The organism is Albidovulum sediminis, assembly GCF_025380365.1.
In the GTDB taxonomy this organism is placed as follows: domain Bacteria; phylum Pseudomonadota; class Alphaproteobacteria; order Rhodobacterales; family Rhodobacteraceae; genus Albidovulum; species Albidovulum sediminis.
In genome coordinates, this window is the sequence record NZ_JAOCQF010000001.1 from 242,747 (window position 1) to 265,955 (window position 23,209).

At 68.5% G+C, this 23,209-nt stretch carries 26 protein-coding genes; 17 read left to right on the plus strand and 9 right to left on the minus strand.

All coding sequences use genetic code 11. The features are described from left to right. Positions 1 to 149 precede the first annotated feature (149 nt). The 5 genes from N5I32_RS01150 (at position 150) to N5I32_RS01170 (ending at position 4,386) form a co-directional block, all read left to right on the plus strand. Positions 150 to 452 carry an antibiotic biosynthesis monooxygenase gene (locus N5I32_RS01150; protein WP_261493559.1) on the plus strand — a complete coding sequence of 101 codons (303 nt, stop codon included), beginning with the start codon at positions 150 to 152 and terminating at the stop codon, positions 450 to 452. 175 nt (positions 453 to 627) lie between these two features. Beyond that, positions 628 to 969, plus strand: coding sequence for a preprotein translocase subunit YajC (yajC, locus tag N5I32_RS01155; RefSeq protein ID WP_261493560.1), 342 nt, complete (start codon positions 628 to 630; stop codon positions 967 to 969). Positions 970 to 975: 6 nt separating this feature from the next. Next, positions 976 to 2,634: a protein translocase subunit SecD gene (gene secD / locus N5I32_RS01160; protein WP_261493561.1), complete on the plus strand. Its 1,659-nt coding sequence runs from the start codon at positions 976 to 978 to the stop codon at positions 2,632 to 2,634. A gap of 10 nt (positions 2,635 to 2,644) precedes the next feature. Beyond that, positions 2,645 to 3,625 (plus strand): protein translocase subunit SecF, encoded by a 981-nt coding sequence (secF, locus tag N5I32_RS01165; RefSeq protein ID WP_261493562.1) that lies wholly within the window; start codon positions 2,645 to 2,647, stop codon positions 3,623 to 3,625. 8 nt (positions 3,626 to 3,633) lie between these two features. After that, positions 3,634 to 4,386 carry a sulfite exporter TauE/SafE family protein gene (locus N5I32_RS01170; protein WP_261493563.1) on the plus strand — a complete coding sequence of 251 codons (753 nt, stop codon included), beginning with the start codon at positions 3,634 to 3,636 and terminating at the stop codon, positions 4,384 to 4,386. Here the strand turns inward: N5I32_RS01170 and N5I32_RS01175 are convergent. Beyond that, positions 4,361 to 5,122, minus strand: a complete 762-nt coding sequence (locus tag N5I32_RS01175) for a FadR/GntR family transcriptional regulator (protein ID WP_261493564.1) — start codon at positions 5,120 to 5,122, stop codon at positions 4,361 to 4,363. The two genes, N5I32_RS01170 and N5I32_RS01175, sit on opposite strands and share 26 nt — an antisense overlap. A gap of 114 nt (positions 5,123 to 5,236) precedes the next feature. Here N5I32_RS01175 and N5I32_RS01180 point away from each other — a divergent pair, with 114 nt between their 5' ends. From N5I32_RS01180 to N5I32_RS01200, 5 genes are read left to right on the plus strand one after another with little or no spacing between them, the layout of a single operon-like run. Continuing rightward, positions 5,237 to 6,043 (plus strand): DUF2182 domain-containing protein, encoded by an 807-nt coding sequence (locus N5I32_RS01180; RefSeq protein ID WP_261493565.1) that lies wholly within the window; start codon positions 5,237 to 5,239, stop codon positions 6,041 to 6,043. A 12-nt stretch (positions 6,044 to 6,055) separates the two neighbouring features. Beyond that, positions 6,056 to 6,676, plus strand: coding sequence for a DUF1326 domain-containing protein (locus N5I32_RS01185; protein ID WP_261493566.1), 621 nt, complete (start codon positions 6,056 to 6,058; stop codon positions 6,674 to 6,676). Between the two features lie 42 nt (positions 6,677 to 6,718). Further along, positions 6,719 to 7,807 carry a dimethylsulfoniopropionate demethylase gene (locus tag N5I32_RS01190; RefSeq protein ID WP_261493567.1) on the plus strand — a complete coding sequence of 363 codons (1,089 nt, stop codon included), beginning with the start codon at positions 6,719 to 6,721 and terminating at the stop codon, positions 7,805 to 7,807. Positions 7,808 to 7,860: 53 nt separating this feature from the next. Next, complete coding sequence (gene acuI, locus N5I32_RS01195) at positions 7,861 to 8,853, plus strand: acryloyl-CoA reductase (RefSeq protein ID WP_261493568.1); 993 nt, start codon at positions 7,861 to 7,863, stop codon at positions 8,851 to 8,853. After that, positions 8,850 to 9,137: a cupin domain-containing protein gene (locus tag N5I32_RS01200; RefSeq protein WP_261493569.1), complete on the plus strand. Its 288-nt coding sequence runs from the start codon at positions 8,850 to 8,852 to the stop codon at positions 9,135 to 9,137. Before acuI ends, N5I32_RS01200 begins: the two co-directional genes overlap by 4 nt. 4 nt (positions 9,138 to 9,141) lie before the next feature. On the opposite strand, the gene N5I32_RS01205 is transcribed toward N5I32_RS01200, so the two are convergent. From N5I32_RS01205 to N5I32_RS01225, 5 genes are read right to left on the minus strand one after another with little or no spacing between them, the layout of a single operon-like run. Beyond that, the gene (locus N5I32_RS01205) at positions 9,142 to 9,933 is read right to left on the minus strand and encodes an SDR family NAD(P)-dependent oxidoreductase (protein ID WP_439648167.1); all 792 of its coding nucleotides are present in this window, start codon (positions 9,931 to 9,933) and stop codon (positions 9,142 to 9,144) included. After that, on the minus strand, positions 9,930 to 10,742 hold the full coding sequence (locus tag N5I32_RS01210; RefSeq protein ID WP_261493570.1) for an ABC transporter permease: 813 nt from the start codon (positions 10,740 to 10,742) through the stop codon (positions 9,930 to 9,932). Before N5I32_RS01210 ends, N5I32_RS01205 begins: the two co-directional genes overlap by 4 nt. 7 nt (positions 10,743 to 10,749) lie before the next feature. Next, a complete protein-coding gene (locus N5I32_RS01215; protein ID WP_261493571.1) occupies positions 10,750 to 11,601 on the minus strand; it encodes an ABC transporter permease in 852 nt (283 codons plus the stop codon). A 17-nt stretch (positions 11,602 to 11,618) separates the two neighbouring features. Continuing rightward, entirely contained in the window at positions 11,619 to 12,782 is a 1,164-nt protein-coding gene (locus N5I32_RS01220; RefSeq protein ID WP_261493572.1) for an ABC transporter substrate-binding protein, read from the minus strand. Positions 12,783 to 12,793: 11 nt separating this feature from the next. Continuing rightward, on the minus strand, positions 12,794 to 13,945 hold the full coding sequence (locus N5I32_RS01225) for an ABC transporter ATP-binding protein (protein WP_261493573.1): 1,152 nt from the start codon (positions 13,943 to 13,945) through the stop codon (positions 12,794 to 12,796). Between the two features lie 122 nt (positions 13,946 to 14,067). On the opposite strand from N5I32_RS01225, the gene N5I32_RS21305 reads away from it, so the two are divergent. Beyond that, positions 14,068 to 14,865 carry a helix-turn-helix transcriptional regulator gene (locus tag N5I32_RS21305; protein WP_261493574.1) on the plus strand — a complete coding sequence of 266 codons (798 nt, stop codon included), beginning with the start codon at positions 14,068 to 14,070 and terminating at the stop codon, positions 14,863 to 14,865. Between the two features lie 25 nt (positions 14,866 to 14,890). Here N5I32_RS21305 and N5I32_RS01235 read toward each other — a convergent pair whose 3' ends face one another. The 3 genes from N5I32_RS01235 to N5I32_RS01245 form a co-directional block, all read right to left on the minus strand. Next, positions 14,891 to 16,048, minus strand: coding sequence for a mandelate racemase/muconate lactonizing enzyme family protein (locus N5I32_RS01235; RefSeq protein ID WP_261493575.1), 1,158 nt, complete (start codon positions 16,046 to 16,048; stop codon positions 14,891 to 14,893). A 69-nt stretch (positions 16,049 to 16,117) separates the two neighbouring features. Beyond that, positions 16,118 to 17,599, minus strand: a complete 1,482-nt coding sequence (locus N5I32_RS01240; RefSeq protein WP_261493576.1) for an aldo/keto reductase — start codon at positions 17,597 to 17,599, stop codon at positions 16,118 to 16,120. Next, positions 17,596 to 18,267, minus strand: a complete 672-nt coding sequence (locus N5I32_RS01245; RefSeq protein WP_261493577.1) for a GntR family transcriptional regulator — start codon at positions 18,265 to 18,267, stop codon at positions 17,596 to 17,598. The genes N5I32_RS01240 and N5I32_RS01245 overlap by 4 nt, the downstream gene beginning before the upstream one ends. A gap of 113 nt (positions 18,268 to 18,380) precedes the next feature. Between N5I32_RS01245 and N5I32_RS01250 the strand changes: the two genes are divergently transcribed. From N5I32_RS01250 to N5I32_RS01275, 6 genes are read left to right on the plus strand one after another with little or no spacing between them, the layout of a single operon-like run. Beyond that, on the plus strand, positions 18,381 to 18,758 hold the full coding sequence (locus N5I32_RS01250; RefSeq protein ID WP_261493578.1) for a TIGR04076 family protein: 378 nt from the start codon (positions 18,381 to 18,383) through the stop codon (positions 18,756 to 18,758). Then, complete coding sequence (locus N5I32_RS01255; RefSeq protein WP_261493579.1) at positions 18,755 to 19,840, plus strand: aldo/keto reductase; 1,086 nt, start codon at positions 18,755 to 18,757, stop codon at positions 19,838 to 19,840. Before N5I32_RS01250 ends, N5I32_RS01255 begins: the two co-directional genes overlap by 4 nt. Then, complete coding sequence (locus N5I32_RS01260; protein WP_261493580.1) at positions 19,833 to 20,606, plus strand: ABC transporter ATP-binding protein; 774 nt, start codon at positions 19,833 to 19,835, stop codon at positions 20,604 to 20,606. The genes N5I32_RS01255 and N5I32_RS01260 overlap by 8 nt, the downstream gene beginning before the upstream one ends. Beyond that, positions 20,599 to 21,330, plus strand: coding sequence for an ABC transporter ATP-binding protein (locus tag N5I32_RS01265; protein ID WP_261493581.1), 732 nt, complete (start codon positions 20,599 to 20,601; stop codon positions 21,328 to 21,330). Before N5I32_RS01260 ends, N5I32_RS01265 begins: the two co-directional genes overlap by 8 nt. Beyond that, positions 21,327 to 22,241: a branched-chain amino acid ABC transporter permease gene (locus N5I32_RS01270; RefSeq protein WP_261493582.1), complete on the plus strand. Its 915-nt coding sequence runs from the start codon at positions 21,327 to 21,329 to the stop codon at positions 22,239 to 22,241. Before N5I32_RS01265 ends, N5I32_RS01270 begins: the two co-directional genes overlap by 4 nt. Beyond that, a complete protein-coding gene (locus N5I32_RS01275; RefSeq protein WP_261493583.1) occupies positions 22,238 to 23,209 on the plus strand; it encodes a branched-chain amino acid ABC transporter permease in 972 nt (323 codons plus the stop codon). Before N5I32_RS01270 ends, N5I32_RS01275 begins: the two co-directional genes overlap by 4 nt.

Here is a 23,209-nt window from a genome sequence, read left to right on the forward strand (position 1 = left end):
GTGTCCTCGGGACTGGCTTTCGGCTGCCTATGCCATATCGGCCGGGCATGTGGAAGCGGCACGACGCGGCGCGGAATGTGCTATGCTGCCCCACGCGGGGCCGGCCGGGCATGCCGCGCGCGCCGCCCCGCCGGTGGGGAGGGTAAGCCATGACAGCGATGAACGTCGTCCGGATGCGCGTGCAGCCCGGACACGAGGCGGACTTTGTCGAGTTCCACAGGTCCCGCGATCTTGCGCCCCTTGACGGGATGCGGGCGATGCGGCTGGTCCGGACCGGAGAGAGGGAATACCTGGTCGTCGGCGAATGGCGCGACATGGCGGCCCTTGCCGCCGCGCGCCCGGCTATGATCGCCATGCTCGACCGGTTCCGCGGCACGCTCGAGGATCTGGGGGGCGGTCTTGGCGTCACCGACCCGCGTTCGGGCGAGGTGGTCGTGGACCGCACGGCCTGAGGCAAGCCGGAAACGGACGGGCGGGAGCGGGCAAGCCAGAAACGGGCAGGGCGGGGGAGGCCGCCCGCCCGCACCCCCCTGCTTGCCGCGCTGCCTTGCAAAGCCCCCTTGGCGCCTATAGGTTCCTGCCCGACCCAACGGGCGGAAGCGCCCGATCTGACGAGAGGACGCCTCCATGCTCATTTCTCCCGCCTATGCCCAGGCCGCCGGCGCCAACCCCGGCGCGGGCGCGCTGCTGTCGCAGCTTCCGTTCCTGCTTCTGCTGTTCGGGATCATGTATTTCTTCCTGATCCGCCCGCAGCAGAAGAAGATGAAGGAACATCGCGCCATGGTCGCGGCGCTGCGCCGGGGCGATCAGGTGATCACCCAGGGCGGGATCATCGGCAAGATTTCCAAGGTGAAGGACGGCGACGGCGAGATCGAGGTGGAGATCGCCGACGGCGTGAAGGTTCGCGTCGTGCGGTCCAGCATCGCCCAGGTCGTCTCCAAGACCGAACCGGCTGCCAACTCGAACTGAGCCGTCATGCTGCAGATCCCCCTCTGGAAGCGCATCGTCATCCTGGGGCTCTGCGCCCTGGGGCTGATCGGTGCCGCGCCGAACCTGTTCTACGACCGGGTCGAGCGTCACAACGATGCCGTCGCCGCGGTCGAACGCACGGGCGTGGAGTCCGAGGACCAGACCGCCGCCATTGCGGCCTGGCCGTCGTGGCTGCCCTCCGCCATCGTCAACCTCGGCCTTGACCTTCGCGGCGGCGCGCATCTGCTGGCCGAGGTGCAGGTCGAGGATGTCTACAAGCAGCGCATGGACGCGCTCTGGCCCGAGGTGCGCCGCGCGCTGGTGAGCGAGGCGAAGGTCGCCGTGCGCCGCATCAAGGGCGCGGAAGGCGAGCTTCGGGTCGAGATCGACAATCCCGAGGCGATGGAAAAGGCGGTCGAGGTCGTGCGCGGCTTCGCGAGCCCGGTGGTGACGCTGACCGGCGTCGGTCAGAACGACCTCGACATCCGGACCGAGGGCAGCCAGATCATCGTCACCCTGTCGGAGGCCGAACGCACCGTCACCGACGACCGCACGATGAAGCAGTCGGTGGAAATCGTGCGCCGCCGGGTCGACGCGGCGGGCACGCGCGAACCGACGATCCAGCGCCAGGGCCAGGACCGCATCCTGATCGAGGTGCCGGGCATCGGCTCGGCGGCGGAACTGAAGGAACTGATCGGAACCACCGCGCAGCTCACCTTCAACCAGGTCATCCGCCGCAGCGCGAACAAGGACGAGCCGGCCGGGGTCGGCAACGTCAACTACCCCTCGGCCGAGGAGGAGGGCGTCTACTACATCCTCGACGAGCTGCCGGTCGTGACCGGCGAGGAACTGGTGGACGCGCGCCCCGACTTCGACCAGAACGGCCGCCCCGCGGTCGGCTTCCGCTTCAACGCCTCGGGCGCGCGCAAGTTCGGCGACTACACGGCCGAACATGTGGGCGAGCTTTTCGCCATCGTGCTTGACGGCAAGGTGATCTCGGCGCCCCAGATCCGCACCCACATCGGCGGCGGATCGGGCATCATCACCGGCACCTTCACGCCGGAAGAGACGGACAAACTTGCCGTTCTCCTGCGCGCGGGCGCGCTTCCGGCGAAGATGGAGTTTCTCGAGGAACGCACCGTCGGCCCGGAACTTGGCCAGGACAGCATCGACGCCGGCCGCGTCGCCGCCATCGTCGGCACCGTCGCGGTCGTGGTCCTGATGATCGCGTCCTACGGGCTGTTCGGGGTCTTTGCCGCGGTGGCGCTCGGCCTCAACATCTCGATGATGTTCGCCGTGCTCTCTGCCATGGGGGCGACACTGACGCTGCCTGGCATCGCCGGCATCGTCTTGACGGTGGGCATGGCGGTGGACGCCAACGTCCTGGTGTTCGAGCGGATCAAGGAAGAACTGAAGACCGCGAAAGGGCCCGCGCGCGCGATCGAACTGGGGTACGAGAAGGCCATGTCGGCGATCATCGACGCCAACCTGACCACCGTGATCGCGGCGCTGATCCTGTTCTTCCTCGGCTCTGGCCCGGTCAAGGGCTTTGCCGTCACGCTGATGGTCGGCCTGATCACCTCGGTCTTCACTGCCATCTTCGTGACGCGGCTGTTCGTCGTCACCTGGTTCGCGCGCAAGCGCCCCAAAACAATCACTGTCTGAGGGTCCGGCCATGGCATTCCGTCTTCGACTGGTCCCCGAAAAGACCAACATCGACTTCTTCCGCTGGGCCCCCGTCACCTTCGGCGGGTCGGTCGCGCTGGTCGTCGCGGCGATCATCCTGACCTTCTTCATGGGGCTGAACTTCGGCATCGACTTCCGCGGCGGCACCACGATCCGCACCGAATCGACCCGGGCAGTGGACGTCGGCGCCTATCGGCAGGCGCTGTCGCCCCTGAACCTCGGCGACGTGACCATCACCGAGGTCTTCGACCCGACCTTCCGCGAGGATCAGCACGTCGCGCAGGTCCGCATCCAGGCGCAGGAAGGCGACGAGGCGATTACCCCCGAAACCATCGCCAGCGTCGAGGCCGCGCTCCAGGCCTACGACCCGGCGATCACCTTCCCATCGGTCGAATCGGTGGGGCCGAAGGTGTCGGGCGAACTGATCAAGACCGCGGTCTATTCGGTGCTGGCGGCCACGCTGGCGATCTGCGGCTACATCTGGCTCCGGTTCGAGTGGCAGTTCTCGGTCGGCGCGGTGGTCGCGCTGATCCATGACATCGCGCTGACGATCGGCATCTTCTCGCTCTTCCAGCTCAAGTTCGACCTGACCATCATCGCGGCGCTGCTGACGATCCTCGGCTATTCGATCAACGATACCGTCGTCGTCTTCGACCGGCTGAGGGAGAACCTCATCAAGTACAAGTCGATGCCGCTCCGCGACGTGATGAACCTTTCGGTCAACGAAACGCTGAGCCGGACCGTCCTGACCTCGGGCACCACGCTCATCGCGCTGATAGCCCTTCTGGTCTTCGGCGGTGACGTGATCCGCGGCTTCGTCTTCGCGATGACCTGGGGCGTCATCGTCGGCACCTATTCCTCGGTCTATGTCGCCAAGAACGTGGTGCTGATGCTGGGCGTCAAGCGCGACTGGGGCAAGAAGCCCGAGGGCGGTCCGGGCGGGACGCAGTTCGCCGACATCGACGCCTGAGCCACACCATGGCCGGGGCCCTTGCCGAGGCGCTGGCGACCGGGGGCTTGGCATGGCTTTTCGCGGCGGTGCTTGCCGGCGGGCTTGTGCGCGGCTTCTCGGGCTTTGGCGGGGCACTGATCTACATGCCCGCGGCGGCGGCTGTCCTGCCGCCGGTCTGGGCGCTGATCACGCTCACGCTGATCGACATCGCGGGGCCGGTGCCCAACCTTCCCGGCGCCTGGGCGGGCGCGCGCCGGCGCGAGGTGGCGGTCCTGCTTGCCGGCGCGATCCCGGCGCTGCCGCTTGGCGTCTGGGCGCTGTCGCGGCTGCCGCAGGATCCGTTCCGCTGGGGCCTGTCGGCCTTTGTCGGGCTCCTCCTCGTGGGGATGATCATGGGCTGGCGCTACCGCGGGCCGCTGGGCGATGCGCTCGTGGGCATGATCGGGGTAATCGGCGGCTTTCTGGGCGGGCTGACCGGCATGGCGGGGCCCCCGGTCATCGTCTTCTACATGGCCGCCGGGCACGCGCCCGCAGTCATGCGCGCGAACCTTCTGGTCTTCTTCCTTGCCGTGGATCTGCTGGTGCTGGCGACGCTGGCCGTCTCGGGCCTGCTCGAGGCGGTGCCGGTCGCCATCGCGGCCCTGCTGGCGCCGGTCTACATGATCGCCAACATGGCCGGCGCCCGGCTGTTCAACCCGGCCCTTGCGGGCGTCTATCGCCCGCTGGCCTACGGCGTGATCGCGCTTTCCGCGGTCATCGGCCTGCCGCTGTGGGACTGACCCCGGCGCGTTCGCGCCGCGCGCGCCGCACATCCTCGGCCAGCGCGACCGTGTAGTCGGCAAGCGCTGCAAGGGCGTCCTCGGCGGTGGCGGCATCGCCCGCCTCGACCGCATCGGCGATCTGCCCATGCAGTGCCACGATGCGCGCGCGCGACCGCGCCGGGAAGGTGATCATGTTCATCAGGGGCTGCATCGCCTCGACCGCGCCGGCAAGCTGGTAGGACAGGACCGGATTGCCCGCGGCATCCACCAGCGCACGGTGAAAGGCCACGTCCGAGGCGCAGAAGCCTTCGTCCGACAGCCCCGGCTGGCCCTGGCGGAAGATCTCGGCCCGCATCGCGGCCAGGTGGTCGGGCTTGCGGCGCTGGACGGCGAAGGGCACGCAGGCGCGTTCGAGCGCATAGCGCGCCTCGCAGGCGGTCTCGAAATCGACCGCGTTCATCGACAGGAGGAGGGTGGAGGTGGTGATCTGCTGGCCTGCCGCCTCCTCGTAGGACAGCCGGTTGACGAAGGCGCCGCCGGTGGCTCCGCGCTGGGTGCGGATCAGGCTTTGCGCCGCCAGCCGCTTCAGCGCCTCGCGCACGGTGGGGCGGGAGACGCCGAACTGCTCGGCCAGTTCCTGCTCCGAGGGCAGTCGCTGATCCACGATCAGCCGGCCTTCGACGATCGCATCGCGGAGCGCCTGGGCGATGCGCACGGGCAGTTCGCCCTCGGTGCCAAGTGTCAGCCGCTCCATCTTCCCCTCGCGTTCAATTGTCAGACATTAATTGTTTGACATTTGCCCCGGACCCGTAGACCCTAGGCGCGACGAGGCAATCCGTCCATCCCTTTCCTGGCCCCGGGGGCATCCATGTCCGCACCGCTTGTCAATGATGGAAGGCGCGCATCCGCGTGGCCGACGCCACGGGCGGCGGGATGGCTGGGCTTCTACGCCACCATCCTCGCGGCCTGGGTCGGCGTGGCGCTGATGGCGCAGGGCCTGCCGGGTGAGGGGTTCGACGGCGTGCCCGCGGCTTTCTGGGACGCGCTCTGCGCCTCGGCGGCAGAGGCGCGGCCGGCCGCGCTCTGGGCGATGTGGGCGATCATGGCCGCGGCGATGATGCTGCCCACCTTCGTGCCGGCGCTCCGGACATTCACCGACCTTTCGGCCACGGGCGCCACCACCGGCGCCGGCGCCGTGGCGCTGGTCGCGGGCTACCTTGCCGTCTGGCTGGCCGCCTCGGCCCTGGGTGCCGCGGCGCAATGGGCACTGGCGCGATGGGGCCTCCTGACCCCGGCGGGGGCCAGCCTGTCGCCCTGGCTTTCGGCCGGACTTCTGCTGTTCGCGGGCGCCTACCAGTTCTCCTCCGTCAAGGCGGCGTGCCTGTCGCGCTGCCGGATGCCGCTGACCTTCTTCCTGCAGCACTGGCGCCCCGGCGCCCCCGCGGCGCTCGCCATGGGGCTGCGCCTGGGCGCGCTCTGTCTTGGCTGCTGCTGGGCGCTGATGGCGCTGGGCTTCCTCGGCGGCACGATGAACCTGGCCTGGATGGGGGCGGCGACGGTCTTCATGACGCTTGAGAAACTGCCCGACATCGGGCGTCGCCTGACCCGCCCCGCGGGCCTGGCCCTGATCCTTGCGGGGGGCGCGCTGGCCCTTCGCGCCCTGACCCTCGTCTGACGGAGAGACGCGATGGCCGACCACCTGCCCGAATGGACCCTCAAGGGGGAATTGATCCTGAACTGCAACTGCACCGTCTTCTGTCCTTGCGTGATCTCGCTTGGCGATCACCCGCCGACCGAGGGCTATTGCATGGGCTGGGCGGGCATCCGCATCGACGAAGGGCATTTCGACGGCGAAAGCCTGGCCGGGCTCAATGTCGGGCTGCTGCTCGAAATCCCCGGCAAGATGGGGCGCGGCAACTGGAAGGCCGCCGCCTATATCGACGAACGCGCCAGCGACAAGGCCTATGAGGGGCTGCTGAAGGTCTTTACCGGGCAGGCGCGCGGCACCACCGGGCTTTTCAAGGTGCTGGTGAGCGAGTTCCTGGGCGCCGAACGTGCACCCGTGACCTTCGAGACCGAGGGCAAGACCCGCCGCCTGACCGTGGGCCGCGCCATCAAGGGCGAAATCGCGCCGGTGCCCGGACACGGCGGCAAGGACATCGTCGTGACCAATTCGGAATACTGGATGGGCCCCGACATCACCGTGGCCAAGGCATCGAAGGGCCGCGTGCGCGCCTTCGGCCGGGTCTGGGATTTCGACGGCCGCTCGGCCGAGATCTGCCAGATCGACTGGCACGGCCCGAACTGAGCCCCGCGGACCCCTATCGCCACCCAGATCGACGGACACGACATGGCCACCATATTCCCCTCGCGCCGGGTCAGGCGCACGCCGTTCTCCGCAGGCGTCGACGCCGCGGGCATGACCGTCTGCACGGTCTACAATCGCATGATCCTGCCCTCGGTCTTTGCCGGGCAGGAAGAGGACTACCGCCACCTCAAGACCCATGTGCAGGTCTGGGACGTGGCCTGCGAGCGGCAGGTGGCCGTGCAGGGCCCCGACGCGCGCCGGCTTCTTGACCTGATCAGCCCGCGCGACCTTGACCGGATGGCGGCGGACCAGTGCCACTACATGCCCGCGGTCGACCGCGACGGCGGCATGCTGAACGACCCCGTGCTGGTGAAACTGGCCGAGGATCATTTCTGGATCTCGGTCGCCGACAGCGACTACCTGCACTATGTCCTCGGCATATCGGACGCGCTTGGCCTTGACGTGCGGGTGTGGGAACCCGACGTCAGCCCGCTCGCCGTGCAGGGGCCGAAATCCGACGACCTGATGGCCCGCGTCTTTGGGCAGGAGGCGCGCGCGATCCGCTTTTTCCGCTACCGCCGGCTGGCGTTCCAGGGGCAAAGCTTCGTCGTCGCGCGGTCGGGCTATTCCAAGCAGGGCGGGTTCGAGATCTATGTCGAGGGGGCCGAGAACGGCATGCCGCTCTGGAACGCGCTGATGGAGGCGGGGGCGGATCTGCAGGTGCGCGCCGGCTGCCCCTCGACCATGGAACGGGTCGAGGGCGGGCTTCTGAGCTACGGCAACGACATGACGCGGGAAAACACGCCCTACGAATGCGGCCTTGGCAAATACGTCAACTCGCCGCGCGACTACATCGGCAAGGCGGGGCTGCTGGCGCGGTCGAACCCGGCCCGGCAGATCCGCGCGGTCGAGATCGGGGGGGAGATCCCGCCCATCACCGCGCCCTGGCCGCTTCTGGCCGACGGCCGCAAGGTCGGGCAGGTGACCACCGCGACCTGGTCGCCCGATTTCCGCACCAACGTCTCGATCGCCATGGTCGATCGGTCGCATTGGGACGTGGGCCGGGTTATGGAGGTGGAGACGCCGCTCGGGATGCGCCGCGCCGAGGTGAAGGCCGGATTCTGGATTTGACGCGCCCTGCCGGGCGCTACGACAGCGGGCCGATCCCGCAGGAAGGAGGCGAGATGGTCAAGGCATTGGTGGTGCGCAAGGAGGGCGAGGAAAAGCCCGTCGCGGCGGTCGAGGACATCGCGCTCGACATGCTGCCCGAGGCGGAGGTCACGGTCGCGGTGGAATATTCCACCGTGAACTACAAGGACGGGCTCTGCATCGGGCCGGGCGGCGGGCTGGTGCGCAGCTACCCCCACATTCCCGGCATCGACTTTGCCGGCACGGTCGAGGCGTCCACGGACGCGCGCTATCGCCCCGGCGACAAGGTGGTGCTGACCGGCTGGCGCGTGGGCGAGGCGCATTGGGGCGGCTATGCGCAGAAGGCGCGGGTGCGCGCCGACTGGCTGGTGCCGCTGCCCGCTGGGCTTTCGACCCGGCAGGCAATGGCGGTGGGCACGGCCGGACTGACCGCGATGCTCGCGGTCATGGCGCTTGAGGATCACGGGCTCAGCCCCGGCCACGGCCCGGTCCTGGTGACGGGCGCCGCCGGGGGCGTCGGCTCGGTCGCGACCGCGATCCTGGCCCGGCTTGGCCACGAGGTCGCCGCGGTGACCGGCCGGCCGGAGACGGCGGAATACCTGACCGGCCTCGGCGCCAGCCGCATCGTCGCGCGCGAAGAGTTCGCCGAGGTGACGCGCAAGCCGCTGGAAAGCGAGCTTTGGGCGGGATGCGTGGACGCCGTGGCCGGCGCCATGCTCGGCCGCGTGCTCAAGCAGATGAAATACGGCACATCGGTTGCCGCCGTGGGTCTGGCCGGGGGCGCCGCGATCGAGGGCGCGCTGATCACGCCCTTCATCCTGCGCGGGGTCAACCTGCTGGGCATCGACAGCGTCATGCAGCCCTACGCAAGCCGTGTCCGCGCCTGGGAACGGATCGCCCGCGACCTGCCGATGGACCGGCTCGAGGCGATGATCCAGCCCGCGACGCTCTCCGATCTGCCGCAGCTTGGCCGCGACATCCTGAAGGGGCAGGTGCGCGGGCGCGTCGTCGTGGACGTGAACGCATGACCCGGCCCGCCGCGCGGGCAACCCTGCTGGTCGAGGATGACGCGGTCCGGGTCACCCGCTTCGACTTCGCGCCCGGGGCGGAGACCGGCTGGCACCGCCACGAGCACGACTATGTCATCACCGCGATCACCGAATGCCGGATGCTGCTGGAGGAACCCGGCGGCGCCCGGCGCGAGGTCACGGTGCGGGCGGGGGAGGCCTACAAGCGCCCCGAGGGGGTGGAACACAACGTCATCAACGCCGGCAATGTGCCGATGAGCTTCGTCGAGGTCGAGCTGAAATAGCCGCTCAGATCGATTCGCCGCCGTCGATCACCAGCGCGTGCCCGGTCATGAACGAGGACGCGTCGGAGGCGAGGAAAACGATCGCCTCCGCGATCTCGCGCACCTCGCCCCAGCGGCCCATCGGGATCGCGGAGGCGACGTAACGCTCCAGCGCCTGCCGCCCGCCCATCTGCACCTCGAAGCCCGCGTTGAAGGGGGTGTCCACGAAGCCGGGGCACAGCGCGTTGATGCGGATGTTGAAGCGCGCGTGGTCGGCCGCCATCTGCCGGGTCATGGCGACGGCGGCGTGCTTGGTCGTCGCATAGGCGATCATCCCGCGGTCGAACTGCACGCCCGAGTTCGAGGCGGTGATGATGATGCTGCCGCCGCCCTGACGGCGCATCTGGCCGACCACCGCGCGGGCTGCGACGAAATGGGCGCGCACGTTGAGCGCCCAGGACAGGTCCATGTCCGCCACCGTCACCTGCTCCAGCGCGCCGTGGATCTGCACGCCCGCGTGCGAATGAAGGATGTCGAGCCGTCCGTGCCGCGCGACGGTATCGCCGATGGCCGCCTCGACCGCCCCATCCTCGGTGACGTCAAGCGCAAGCGGCGTTGCCGCGCCGCCCGCCTCTGCGATCGCCGTCGCCGCCTCGGACGCGCGGGCGCCGTCGCGGTCGGTCAGGACGACATGCGCGCCTGCCTCTGCCAAGGCGATGGCCCCGGCACGGCCGATGCCGGAGCCCGCCCCGGTGACGAACGCGACCCGCCCGGCCAGCGGCAGAGGTGCTGCTGCGGTCGCGGCCAGCCCGCTCATCCCCGCCTCCGCCCGGTGCGCAGCAGCACCTGCGCGGTCACCAGAAGGATCAGCGAGGCCGCCAGCACCATGGTGCCGATGGCGTTGATCTCGGGCGTGACCCCGCGCCGGATCGAGGAGAAGACGTAGATCGGCAGCGTGGTTTCAGACCCCGCGACGAAGAAGGCGATGATGAAGTCGTCGAAGCTGAAGGTGAAACTCAGCAGGAACCCGGCCAGGATCGCCGGGAAGATCAGCGGCAGCGTCACCTGCCGGAAGGTGCCCATCGGCGTGGCGTAGAGGTCCGACGACGCCTCGGTCAGCGCGCGGTCCATGCCAGCGAGGCGCGCGCGGATGATGATGATCACCAGCGCCATGGTGAAAAGCGTATGCGCCGCGATCAGCGAGCCATAGCCCATCGCCAGTTGCGGCGGCGCCGCGCCGGGCCAGAGTGCCGCCAGGATCGGGTTCAGCTGGCCGAAGATGGTGACAAGGCCGATCAGCGTGGCGATGCCGATGACGATGCCGGGAACCATCACCGCGACGTAGATCAGGAGGTCGAAGGCGGCGCGCACGGGCCCCCGGATGCCCTGCAGCGCGACCGCCGCCATGGTGCCGAAGACGCTGGCGCACAGTGCGGAGACGAAGGCGACCACAAGGCTCGTCTGCAGCGCGTCCATGACGAAGGGATTGGCCAGCGCCTTGCCGTACCACTGGACGGAAAATCCCTGGAACTGGCTGGCGTGGCGCCCGGCGTTGAAGCTGAAAAGGGCGATCACCCCGATCGGGATGTAAAGGAAGAGATAGACGAAGGTGGCGTAGATGCGCATCGGCCCCTCACATCAGCGCGACGTCTTCGCGCTGCGCACCAAGCCGCCGGATCAGCCGCATGTAGGCGGTCACCGAAACCAGCATCAGAAGCACGAGCGTCGCCGCGACGGCCGAGCCGAAGGCCCAGTTGCGCGATTGCAGGAACAGGTCGACCAGCGCGTTGCCGACGAAGAAGACCTTGCCGCCGCCAAGGATCGCCGGGATCAGGAATTCGCCCATCAGCAGGATGAACACGAGAAGGCAGCCGGTCGCGATCCCCGGAAGCGACATCGGCAGCGTCACCTGCAGGAAGGTCCGCCAGGGCGAGGCGCCGAGGTCGGCCGACGCCTCAAGCAGGCGCTTGTCGAGCCGGTCGAGGTTCACGAAGATCGGAAACACCATAAGCGGCAGATAGCCGTAGACGATGCCGATCAGGACGGCGAAGGGGGTGTTGATCAGGCGCACGTTGTCGATCCCGATCAGGTCGAGCAGGGCAGGGATGCCGCGCCCGCCCAGAAGGAAGATCCAGGCGTAGCTGCGGATCAGGATCGAGGTCCAGAACGGCACGATGACAAGGACAAGCAGCACCGTCTTCCAGCGCGGATCGGCGCGCACCGCCAGGTAGTAGGCGAGCGGATAGGCGATGAGGAGCGAGGCGAGCGTGCCCGCCGGCGCCAGCATCAGCGTGTTCTTGAACGCCGCCCACCGCGCCGGCAGGTTCGCGTATTGCTCCAGCGTGAAGGCGGGGACATAGCCGCCGGCCGGCCCCCGCTCTCCGAAGCTGAAGATGATGACGACGGCCAGCGGAATGACGAGCATGACCAGGAACCACGCCCCCGCGGGTGCAAGAAGCAGCAGGTTCCGGCCGCGCTGTGTCATTCCGCCCGGTCTTTCGCTCAGGCCGACTTGAAGCGCGCCATCAGTTCGGCGCGGTTCGGGTCGGTCAGGGTGACGGCCGCGCCGAATTCGAGCGCGTCGAGAAGTTCCGCCGCCGGGTAGAGGATCGGATCGTTCAGGACCTCGGCCGGCATCAGCGCGTCCACCCGCTTGTCCGGCGTCGGATAGCCGTGGAAGAGCGATTCCTTGGCGTTCACCGCCGGGTCGAGCAGGAAGTCGATCAGCGCATAGGCGGCGTCGAGGTGCGGCGCCCCCTTCGGGATGGCGTAGAAGTCCGACCAGAGCTCGCCACCCTCCTTGCCGAGGACATATTCGATCTCGGGCATGTCGCGGTTCATCTGCTTGCCGTCACCGGTCCAGCAGATCGTCATCCAGGCATCGCCAGAGCGCATCGAGGGCTGGTAGTCGGAGTTGATCGCGAAGAGATGCGGCTTGGCGTCGAGCAGCAGTTTCTCCGCCTCGGCCAGTTCGGCGGTATCGACCGAGTTGAAGGAATAGCCGAAGTATTTCAGCGCGTTGCCGATGGTGGTCAGCTGGTAGTCATGCACCATCGTGCGGCCCGAGAAGGCATCGCGCGTGATGTCCCAGAATTCCTTCCAGGTGGTGGGCTTGGGCAGGCCGCCCAGGTTGGCGGTGTTGACGGCAAATCCGGTCGTGCCCCAGTTCTTTGGCACCGCGTAGACGGTTCCGTCCACGGTGCCCGGCCCGGCAAAGCGCGGGTCGAAGGCGGCGGCGTCGTAGTTCGGGATCCGCGCCAGGTCCAAGGGCTCGATCAGGCTTTCGCCGACATAGGTGGTGATAGTGTAGTTCGTCGGCACGAAGACGTCCCAGCCGGAACCGCCGGCCTGAAGCTTGGCCAGCATTTCCTCGTTCGAGCCGAAGACGTTCATGTCCACCGCCGCGCCGGTCGCCGCGGTGAAGGCCTCGAAGTTGGCGGGGTCGTGGTAGTTGGGCCAGGTCGCGAGCACGACGCGGTCGCCGATGTTGCCCTGTGCCCAGGACCGGCGCGGGCGCAGCGCGGGCACGCTTGCGGCCAGGACCGCGGTCGCGGTGCCAAGCCCTGTGACGCCCAGGAAGTGGCGGCGCGTGACCGAGCCGCGTCTGTAGCGATCAAGCTCTTCCATGAACGCGCGCTTGGAGATGTAGTCTTTGTCCTTGGTCATGGCTTTCCCCGTCAGTTGGCTTGCGGTGCCTGATCGTTGTCGAGGACGAGCGCGCTTGTGGCCTCCCAGGAGGCCGTCAGACGCTCGCCGGCATTGAACGGTCCGTCGCTCAATTCCGCCTGTCTTGGCGTCAGCACCATGAATTCGCCAAGACCGTCGTGCTTCACCAGATACTCGGTATGCTCACCCAGGAAGATCCGGTTCAGGATCGTCACCTCCCAGCCGGTCTCGCCGCCGGTCGCGGTGCGGGCGAGGCGGATCTGCTCCGGTCGGACACTGACCGAAACCGCCTGTCCGGCCGCGACCGGGGCGAGCACGCGACCCTCGAGTGCGATGCCGCAGCCGAGCGTCACGCGTGCGCGGTAGGCATCGGCGCGCTCCACCACACCGTCGAAGAAGTTCGAGGTGCCGACGAACCCCGCGACATAGCGGTTGCGCGGCTGGTCATAAAGCTCGCGCGGGGTTCCGGTCTGGACGATGCGGCCGTCCCGCATGATGCAGATCCGGTCGCTCATCGACAGCGCCTCTTCCTGGTCGTGGGTGACGAGGATGAAGGTGATGCCGAGGCGGCGCTGGATGTTTTGCAACTCGATCTGCATTTCCTTGCGCAGCTTGCGGTCGAGTGCCGCCATCGGTTCGTCCAGAAGCAGCAGCTTCGGTTCGTTCACGATGGCGCGGGCGAGCGCCACGCGCTGCTGCTGGCCACCCGACATTTCCCAGATGCGGCGGTTCTCGAACCCCTCCAGTCGCACGATCTCCAGCGCGGCGCGGACCTTGCGCGCGATCTCGTCGCGGGGCGGCTTCGGGCGACGCTGACGCAGGCCGTAGCCGATGTTCTGCGCGACGGTCAGGTGGGGGAACAGGGCGTAGTGCTGAAACACCATGTTGACCGGGCGGCGGTAGGGGGCCAGGTCGTTCACCACCTCGCCATCCAGGAACACCTCGCCCGAGGTCGGGCTCTCGAACCCCGCCAGCATGCGCAGCGCGGTGGTCTTGCCGCAGCCCGAGGGGCCGAGGAAGGACAGGAATTCCCCGGTCCGGATCGACAGGTTCAGGTCATCGGCGGCAAGGACCTCGCCGAATCGCTTCGACACGCCCCGGAATTCCGCGATGGGATGCGCGGCGGGTTCGGCGGATGGCGGTGCGTATGCCGCTTCGCTCATTATTTGACTTCTTTTCCCTGTCGGGTACATACACCCGTTATCGCAAAAACTGTAAGAAATTTGCGATATCCTGTATATATCCCGAATTGGGTATTTCCTGATCCGTGCGACGGGGGGAAGGCGTGAAGGACTGGCTCGAACCGACCGGCCACGTGGTCGCCGCCATCGGGCGTGCGGAGTTTCCGCGCCGCCTGTCCGAGGCGCTGCGGGGGATCGCCGCCTATGACTACACGGTCATCTTCGGCTATCGGGGGTCTGCACGGCCGCTTGACCTTTTCGACGATTTTCCAAAGGGAAAGCGGCGTGTCTTCGTGCAGGATTACCAGGAAGGGCCCTATCTTCTCGACCCGTTCTACCTGGCCAGCACCCAGTCCGTCGCGGCCGGGTTCTACCGCATGCGCGATCTGGCGCCTGACCGGTTCTACCAGGGCGAGTACTTCCGCAACTACTACGTCCAGACCGGCCTGGCGGAGGAGGCGGGCTATTTCGTCGATGTGGCCGGCGGGGCGACGGTGGTGGTATCCCTGATGCGGGCGAAGAAGGCGTTCTCGGCCCGCGAGATCCGAGATTTCCGCCAGTACCTGCCGATCGTCAGCGCCGCCTGCCGTCAGCACTGGCACGACCTGCACCCCCCGTCCGAGGCGCGCACGGATGCGGCGCCGGGGCCGCGCATGCACGACAGCGTCGAGGCGGCGTTCCTGAACTTCGGCGAAGGCACGCTGACCCCGCGCGAACGGGCGGTCGCGGAGTACACGCTCAAGGGCCACTCGGCGGACGCGGTGGGCCGCATCCTCGGCATCTCGCCGGGGACGGTGCGCATCCACCGGCGCAACCTTTACGCCAAGCTGCGAATCCGATCCCAGGGGGAGCTGTTCTCGCGCTTCATCGGGACGCTGTCGGAGACGGGCGAGGGGCGGTGAGCACGCCCCTCAGGCTGCACGCCTCTCAGGCTGCGGGGGGCTTGTGGTAAAGCGCGCCGTAGGCGCTGGGGCGGAAGCTGTCCAGCGCGGCTTCGGTGCGGGTTGCACGCTCCAGCCAGGCCGGGTTGATCTCCACTCCCCAGCCCGGCGCGTCGGGCACGGTCACATGCCCGTCCGTCACCGCGAAGGGCCGGCCCAAGAACAGGTCGCGCTGCCAGGGATAGTAGTCATCGCCCTCGATCGACAGTTCCAGATACTTGCCCGCGTTCGGGATCGCGGCCAGAAGGTGCATGGTGCAGATCGTCACCAGCGACAGGTTTGCCGCGTGCGGCGTGCAGGGAAGGCCGGCAGCAGCGGCCATGCGCGCCACCTCCAGCGTGCGGGCAAGGCCGCCCATGTACATCACGTCGGGCTGGACGATGTCGACCGCGCGCATGTCGATCATGCGGCGCCAGGTGCCCATGTCCCAGTCCTGCTCGCCCCCGGTCACGTCGATGGCCACAGCCTCGGTCACCGCGCGGGTTGCCTCGAGATCCCAGTAGGGCACGGGTTCCTCGTAGTGCCCGATCCCGTTGTCGGCGAGCATCCGGCCGACCTCGATCGCGCGCGGGACGGAAAAGCCGGAATTGGCGTCCACCAGCTTGTCGATCCCGTCACCAAGCGCGCGGGCGAGGGTGGGGATGATCTCTTCCGTCCGGCCGGGCCATTCGTCCACATCAGCGCCACATTCCGCGCCGATGCGCCACTTGGCGGCGGTGAAGCCCTGTTCGGCGCAAAGCCGCACCAGCCGTTCGGCCTCGTCCTTCGGGGTGATGTCGCGCTTCATCGAACTGGCGTAGGCGCGCACGCGGCCCGGCCCGCCGCCGATCAGGCTGGCGACCGGCTTTCCCGCCCGCCGTCCCGCCATGTCCCAGAGCGCGGTATCGAGGCCCGCCAGCGCGCGGCAACGGTAGCTGCCCGGATACTTGTGTTCGCGCCGTTCGATCAGGCCGACCAGCCCGGCGATGTCGCCCGCCTCCGCGCCCAGCGCCCAGGGCACCACCTGGCGGTGGAAGACCTGCGCGGTGATGTCGGCGTTGTAGGTCGAGGTCTGACCCCAGCCGAAGGCGCCATCGTCGGCGGTGACGCGGACGAAGCAGACGAACTCGTCATGGAAGGTTTCGATGCGGGCGATGCGCGGCATGGGCGGACCTTGGCGGACTCATCCGCCAAGGCATAGCGGGGCTGCGCGGGGGCGGCAATGCCCGGCGTCTCAGGAGGGCGCGCGCAGCAGCGCCTCGGCCTCGATCTCCACCTTGTAGTCGCCGATCAGGCCCGCGATGACGACCAGCGTGTTGGCGGGTTTGATGGCGCCGAAGACGCGGCCATGGGCGCGCGACACCGCCAGCGCGTCGGCCGCGTCGGTCACGAAGATGCGGGTGCGGATCACGTCCTCGGCGCCGGCGCCAAGCGCCATCAGGGCGGCGAGGATCTTGTCGAGGATGAAGGTGGTCTGTGCCGCCGCGTCGCCCGGCGCGACCGGGCGGCTGGCACCCGCCGTCGCCGTGGTGCCCGAGACCAGGATGCGGTCGCCGATGCGCTGTGCGCGGCAGTAGCCGGCGATCTCCTCCCACTCCGACCCCGAGGCGACGCGGGTGGCGTCTTCGCGGTGCGGCACCGGCGCGGTCTGGCAGGCCAGCGGCATGGTGTCGAGGTGGTGGCTGAGATCGCCCGAGGCGGTCAGGAACGGCGGCTTGCGGTATTCGTCGCCGCAGTCGCCGGGGATGGGCCGGGTCGCGGCAAAGGCCTCGTCCAGGCGCGCGGTATCCTCGGCGTCGAGCGCGAAGGAGAACGGGCGCAGGTTGTCGGCCCGGTGCTCGCTTTCGCCAAGCCGCGCGCCGACGATCGTGCCGGCCACTCCGGTCTGCTCCAGCACCCAGCGCGTCGCCACGTTGGAGAGCGAGACGCCATGCTTGCGCGCAATCTGGGCCGCCGCCGAAAGTATGCCCTGGAAAGGCGCCCAGCCGCCCGCCGCGTCGATGAAGCGCTTGTATTTCATCTTCGACCAGTCGGCGATGTCCTTCGGCTCCGGCTGGCCGAGCCAGCGTTCCGAGAGGAACCCGCCGCAAAGCGTGCCATAGGCCAGAAGCCGCACGCCCGTGCGCGCGCAGAGATCGGCGAGCGGCCCCGCCGCGCGGCGGTCCACCAGCGAGAAGGAGACCTGGTTGGTGCAGATCGGCACGCCGTCCGCGAGCGCGAGGTGCAGGTGCGCGGCGTCGAAATTGGTCACGCCGATTTCCCCGATCAGCCCCTCGGCGCGCAGTGCCGCCAGTTCGTGCAGCGCGTCGAGCCAGCCGGGGTGTTCATAGGCCCACCAGTGGAACTGCAGCAGGTCGACCCGGGCGACGCCCAGCCGGTCAAGCCGGTCCTGCACGCCCGCGCGCACGACCTCGGCCGTCATCGGGCCGGGGGCGGGGCACCACTTGGTGAAGGCGAGCGGGCGGCCCTCGCCGCCACCGTAGCGCGCCAGAAGCCGCCCGGCGATGATCTCGGACGTGCCGTAGTGATCGGCCATGTCGAAGGTGGTAAATCCCGCCTCGACATAGGCGGCCAGCGCATCGGCGCCACGGTCGGGGTCGATGGCGGGGCCGTTCCGCTCGATGTCGGCGACCTGCCAGAGGCCGGTCAGCACGCGCGAAATCTCCAGCCCCGGCGCAAGCCGGTAGCGGTCCGGCCGTTCGATCGTCCCGTTCATGCGCGTGTCCTGTCCTTCTGGTCGGCGGCGATGACCTGGAAGCTGCGTTCCACGTCGGCGGCAAGGGCCCGGTGGGCCGCGGCCCCGTCGCCGCGCCTGAGGGCGGCGATGATCTCGTGGTGGTGCTTGTGCTGGTCGATCCGGGTAGCGTCCCGGTGGTGGATGATCAGGTTCAGATAGGCGCCGTATTGCAGCCACAGCGCCTCGACCAGCGGCAGAAGCACCTCCGACCCGCTCTGGCGGTAGAGGGCGAAGTGGAAGTCGTAGTTCTGCTGCAGGTCGGGCATGGCATCGCCGCCACGCGGTTCGGTGGCCAGGATCGCCTCCATCCCGTCGAGGCAGGCATCGGTCATGCGCGCCATCGCCTGGTCGAGCACCAGTGCCTCGAGCGCGAGGCGCGCGGCCTTCAGATCCTCCATCCGGCGCCCGTCGAACGGGGGCACCATCAGCGTGCGGCTGGGGGTATCGACCAGTGCGCCTTCGGCGACAAGGCGGCGCACCGCCTCGCGCACCGGCGTCATCGAGGTGCCAAGCTGGTCGGCCAGTACCCGCAGGCTGACGATGTCGCCGGGCGCGAATTCGCCGCGCGTGAAGGCGTCGCGCAGCGCGAAATACGCGTTCTCGCGCAATTTCGACTGGTCGATCCGGGCGATGCGGGGGGCGGTCATGGCGGTTCGCTCATCGGGGGCGGTTGGGGGACAGTCTAGCCGCAAGAAGCGGATTGACAAGTCACAGATCACATACCTACGATCAAATATCACAGATAACAATGGGGGCGCCTGTGACCGCCGCAGGGGAAAACGGCTTCTGGCTTTACGACCTGAAGGTGGAAACCGTGCTCGACGGCCGCACGCCGGTCTGCCGCCATGTCGAGGGCGAAAGCTTCCGGGTCGAGGGCGAGGCGCTGGTGTTCGAGGCGGGGCAGCGCGTGTCGATGTATGCGCTGGCCGCACTCCTGCCGCTGCTGCCCGCCAAGCAGCGCGCGACGGACGCGCACGACTGGATGACGACGGATGCCGAGATCGCCTGTCCCGATCCCCATTGTGGCGGCCGTTTCCGGGTGACGCGGCAGGGCCGGCGCTGGTTCGGCCATGCCGAGACCACGGGCCTGCCGGAGGCGCGCGCGACACCCTACTGGCAGAAGGAGGGCGGCGAATGACCGTGGTGGAAACCGCCGGGCTGCGTCCGGGCTACGAGATTTCCCGTGTCATCAAGGGGGGCTGGCAGCTCGCCGGCGACCATGGCGCGGTGGACCGCGAGGCCGCCATCGCCGACATGGAGGCGTTTCTGGACGCCGGCATAACCACCTTCGACTGCGCCGACATCTACAAGGGTGTCGAGGAGATGATCGGCAGCTTCATCGCCGATGTCCGCCGCCGCCGCGGCGCCGCCATCGCGAACCGGGTGCAGGTCCACACCAAGCTTGTCCCCGACCTCGGCCGGCTTGCCGACCTGCGTGCCGACGAGGTGGAGGCCATCGTCGACCGCTCACTCAACCGCCTCGGGATCGAGCGGCTGCATCTGGTGCAGTTCTTTTGGTGGGATCTTTCGGTCGGCGACCCGCTCGCGGCACTTCAGGTGCTGCGGCGGTGCCAAGACAAGGGCAAGATCGCCCATCTCGGCATCACCAACTGGGACGCGCCCGCCATCGCCCCCTTCGTCGCGGCGGGCAGCGACATCGTGTCGGCGCAGGTGCAGTATTCGCTGCTGGACCGCCGCCCTGCGAACGGCCTTGCCGACTGGGCGCGGGGGCATGACATGCACCTTCTGTGCTACGGTACGCTCGCGGGCGGGTTCCTGACCGAAGGCTGGCTGGGCCAGCCTGATCCGGGCTTTGCCTTCGAGAACCGGTCGCTGGTGAAATACCGGCTCATCATCGACGAATTCGGGCCATGGAGCCTGTTCCAGGAGCTTTTGTCGGCGCTGAAGGCCGTGGGCGAGCGTCATGGTGTGTCGCTGAGCGCGGTCGCGACGCGCTGGGTGCTGGACCAGCCGCAGGTGGCCGCGGCCATCGTCGGCGCGCGCTATGCCCGCCACCTGCCCAAGACGCTGCAGGTCTTCGACGTCGCGCTCGACGCGGAGGACCGCGCCCTGATCGGCGCGGTGCTGGCGCAGGCGGCGGGGCCGAACGGGCCGGTCTACGGGCTGGAATCCGACCGCGGCGGGCGTCACGGGCGAATCATGAAATACAACCTCAACACACGGCCCGACGACCGTATCCACGGCGCCACCCATGGCTGAGCCGATCCTGTCCATCCGAGGCCTGACCCGCGATTTCGGCCCGTTCCGGGCGGTCGACGGGGTTTCGCTCGACATCCGCGCGGGGTCGATCACCGGCCTGATCGGGCCGAACGGGGCAGGAAAGTCGACGCTTTTCAACCTGTTGACGGGTATGCTCAAGCCCACGTCCGGAACCGTCCGGCTGAACGGGCAGGACGTGACGGGCCTCCCGCCCGACCGGCTGTTCGCGATGGGTCTTGGCCGCACCTTCCAGATCCCGCGCCCCTTCGCGCGAATGAGCGTTCTGGAAAACGTCATGCTTGCGCCGCAGGGGCAGCGGGGCGAGGGGATCCTCGGCCCCTTCCTCGCCCCCGCCCGCGTGCGCGATCAAGAGGCGCGGATCCGCCGCCGCGCGCTGGAGGTGCTGGATTTCGTCACGCTCGCGCCCCTTGCCGATCATCCGGCGGGCAAGATCTCGGGCGGGCAGATGAAACTGCTGGAGCTCGCCCGCGTGCTTATGGGCGCGCCTTCGGTGATCCTGCTCGACGAACCGGCGGCCGGGGTGAACCCCGCGCTCACGCGTATCCTGATCGACAAGATCGAGGAGTTGAACCGGGGTGGCACGACCTTTGTCATCATCGAGCACGACATGGACTTCGTCATGAGCCATTGCGACCCGGTGATCGCGCTGGCCGAGGGGCGCGTGGTGTTCCAGGGCACGGCGGACGAGGCCAGGGCCAACCCGGTGCTGCTCGACGCCTATCTGGGGGCGATGGCCGATGGATGAGGTCGCGCTGAGGGTCGAAGGGGTCGTGTCGGGCTATGTCCCCGACCTGCCGATCCTGAGGGGCGTCGACATGACGGTGCGCCGCGCCTCGGTGACGGTGATCATCGGGCCGAACGGGGCGGGGAAATCCACGCTGATCAAGACCATCGCGGGGCTGGTGCCGATGTCGGCGGGGCGCATCGCCCATGACGGGGCGGACATCGGCGGCATCCGGCCTGACCGGCTGGGGGCCAAGGGCATCGCCTATGTCCCGCAGATGGACAACATCTTCCGCACGCTGACGATCCGGCAGAACCTCGACCTTGCCCTGCGCCATGCCGGCGCCGAGGCCCCCGCCCGGCTTGAGGAGCTTTACACCCGCTTCCCCCCGCTCGCCGCCAAGCGCCACGACAGGGCCGGCGCGCTGTCGGGCGGCCAGCGGCAGTTCCTGGCGGTGGCGATGGCGCTGGCATCGCGGCCCTCGCTCATCCTCATGGACGAGCCTTCGGCAGGCCTCTCGCCCAAGGCCGCGCAGGAGGTGCTGGAATGCGCCCGCGGCCTGACCGCGCAGGGGGTGACGATTCTTCTGGTGGAACAGAACGTCAAGCAGGCGCTGCGGCTTGCCGATCACTGCTACATCCTGGCCGAAGGGCGGAACCAGATCGACGGCACCGCGGCCGACCTTCTGAACGACCCGGTGGTGGGGGAGATCTACCTTGGCGCGCGGCGCAAGGGGGCGGCATGATCCAGAACCTTGTCGACGGCATCCTCGTGGGTTCGGTCCTGTCGCTGGGCGCGATCGGGCTCACGCTGGTCATGCACATGCTGCGGTTCGCCAATTTCAGCCATGCGGAACTGCTCTCGATCGGGGCCTATGCGGCGCTGGTGTTCGACGCGGTGTTTTCGGCGCTCCTGCCGCCCTTGGCCGCCAGCATCGGGCCCTTGTCTATGACCTGGGCGCTGGTTCTGGCGCTGGTGGCCGCAGTGGGCGTCACCGGCGCCTCGGCGCTCGCGATCGACCGGCTGGTGTTCCGGCGGGTGAGGGCGAAGGGGTCGGAACTCTCGATGGTCTTCGCCTCGTTCGGGGTGGCGATGATCATCCGCAACGTCATGGGCCTCGTCTTCGGGCTGGGTACGCATCTCTATTCCAAGGACATCGTCTTTGCCGTGGTGGTCAGCCGCGACCCGATGCTGCTGATCAAGCCCGATCAGGTCTTCGTCCTGGGCGCGGCGCTGCTGGTGATGGTGGCGCTGCACCTGATGCTGTCGCGCACGACGCTGGGCTTCGCGCTCCGCGCGGTGGCGGAGAACCCGACGCTCGCGCAGGTGAACGGTGTCAACCTCGGGCGCATGATCGCGCTTGTCTGGGTGCTGGGCGGCGGGCTTGCCGCCATCGCCGGGGTCTTCTACGGGCTGACCAACCAGATCAGCCCGATGATCGGGCGCGACCTGGTCCTGCCGGTCTTCGCCGCCACCATCGTCGGCGGCATCGGCAGCGTCTACGGCGCGGTCCTCGGCGGCTTCGTCGTCGGCATCGCGGCGAACCTGGCGCTGGCGGTGCTGCCTTCGGGCTACAGCCCCTCGGTCCCCTTCCTCATCATCCTTGCGGTGCTTCTGGTGCGGCCCAACGGACTTTTCGGCGAGGCGCGGGCATGATCGGCCTTCTCTCCTACGCGGTCTTCTTTTCCACCGTGGCCTCGATCCTGGCCATCGCGGTCCTCGGGCTCAACCTGCAATGGGGGTTCACCGGGCTTTTCAACGGCGGTGTCGTGGCCTTCTTCGGCGCCGGCGCCTATGGCACGCTGATTCTCGGCGGCACGCCGCAGGCCGATCACCTCGGCGGCTTCGGCCTGGCCTATCCGCTGGCGCTTGCGGGCGGGGCGGTGGCGGCGGGCGCGCTGGCCTGGGTCGTGGGGATTCTGACGCTCCGCCTCAGGCACGACTACCTGGCCATCGCCACCTTCGGCATCGCGGTGACGTTCGAGAACGTGATGCGCAACGCCGAGGCGCTGTCGGGCGGCGCCAAGGGGTTCCGCGGGTTCGAGCGCCCGCTGCGCGATCTTTTCGGCGACGGCTTTGCCTACAACCTCTTCTTCTTCTCCCTCGTCCTGACGCTGCTGGTCGCGGTCTACCTCTTCCTCGAACGCCTGGTCCGGTCGCCCTTCGGCCGGCTCCTGCGCGCCATTCGCGAGGATGAGGACGCGGCCCGGTCGCTGGGCAAGGCGCCCGCGCGGGTGCGGCTGACCTCGTTCGTGACCGGATCGGTCATCATCGGGCTGGCGGGCGGGCTTTACGCCACCTTCTACGCCTTCATCAGCCCGCAGGACGTGCTGCCGACGCTGACCTTCCAGATCTGGGCCATGCTGATCGTGGGCGGCGCGGGCAACAACCGTGGCGCGGCCCTGGGCGCATTCCTTATCTGGGGCGCCTGGACGGCAAGCGGCTGGGCGCTGTCGCGCTTCGCCCCGGTCGAGGCGCAGCTTTACACCGGCTCGATTCAGTACATCCTGATCGGGTCGATCATCGTCGCCATGCTGCTCTGGCGTCCCCAGGGTCTTCTGCCAGAGCGGCTGGTCCTATCGCAATCGGGTCAACCCGTGAAACCACGACAACAGGGAGCATGA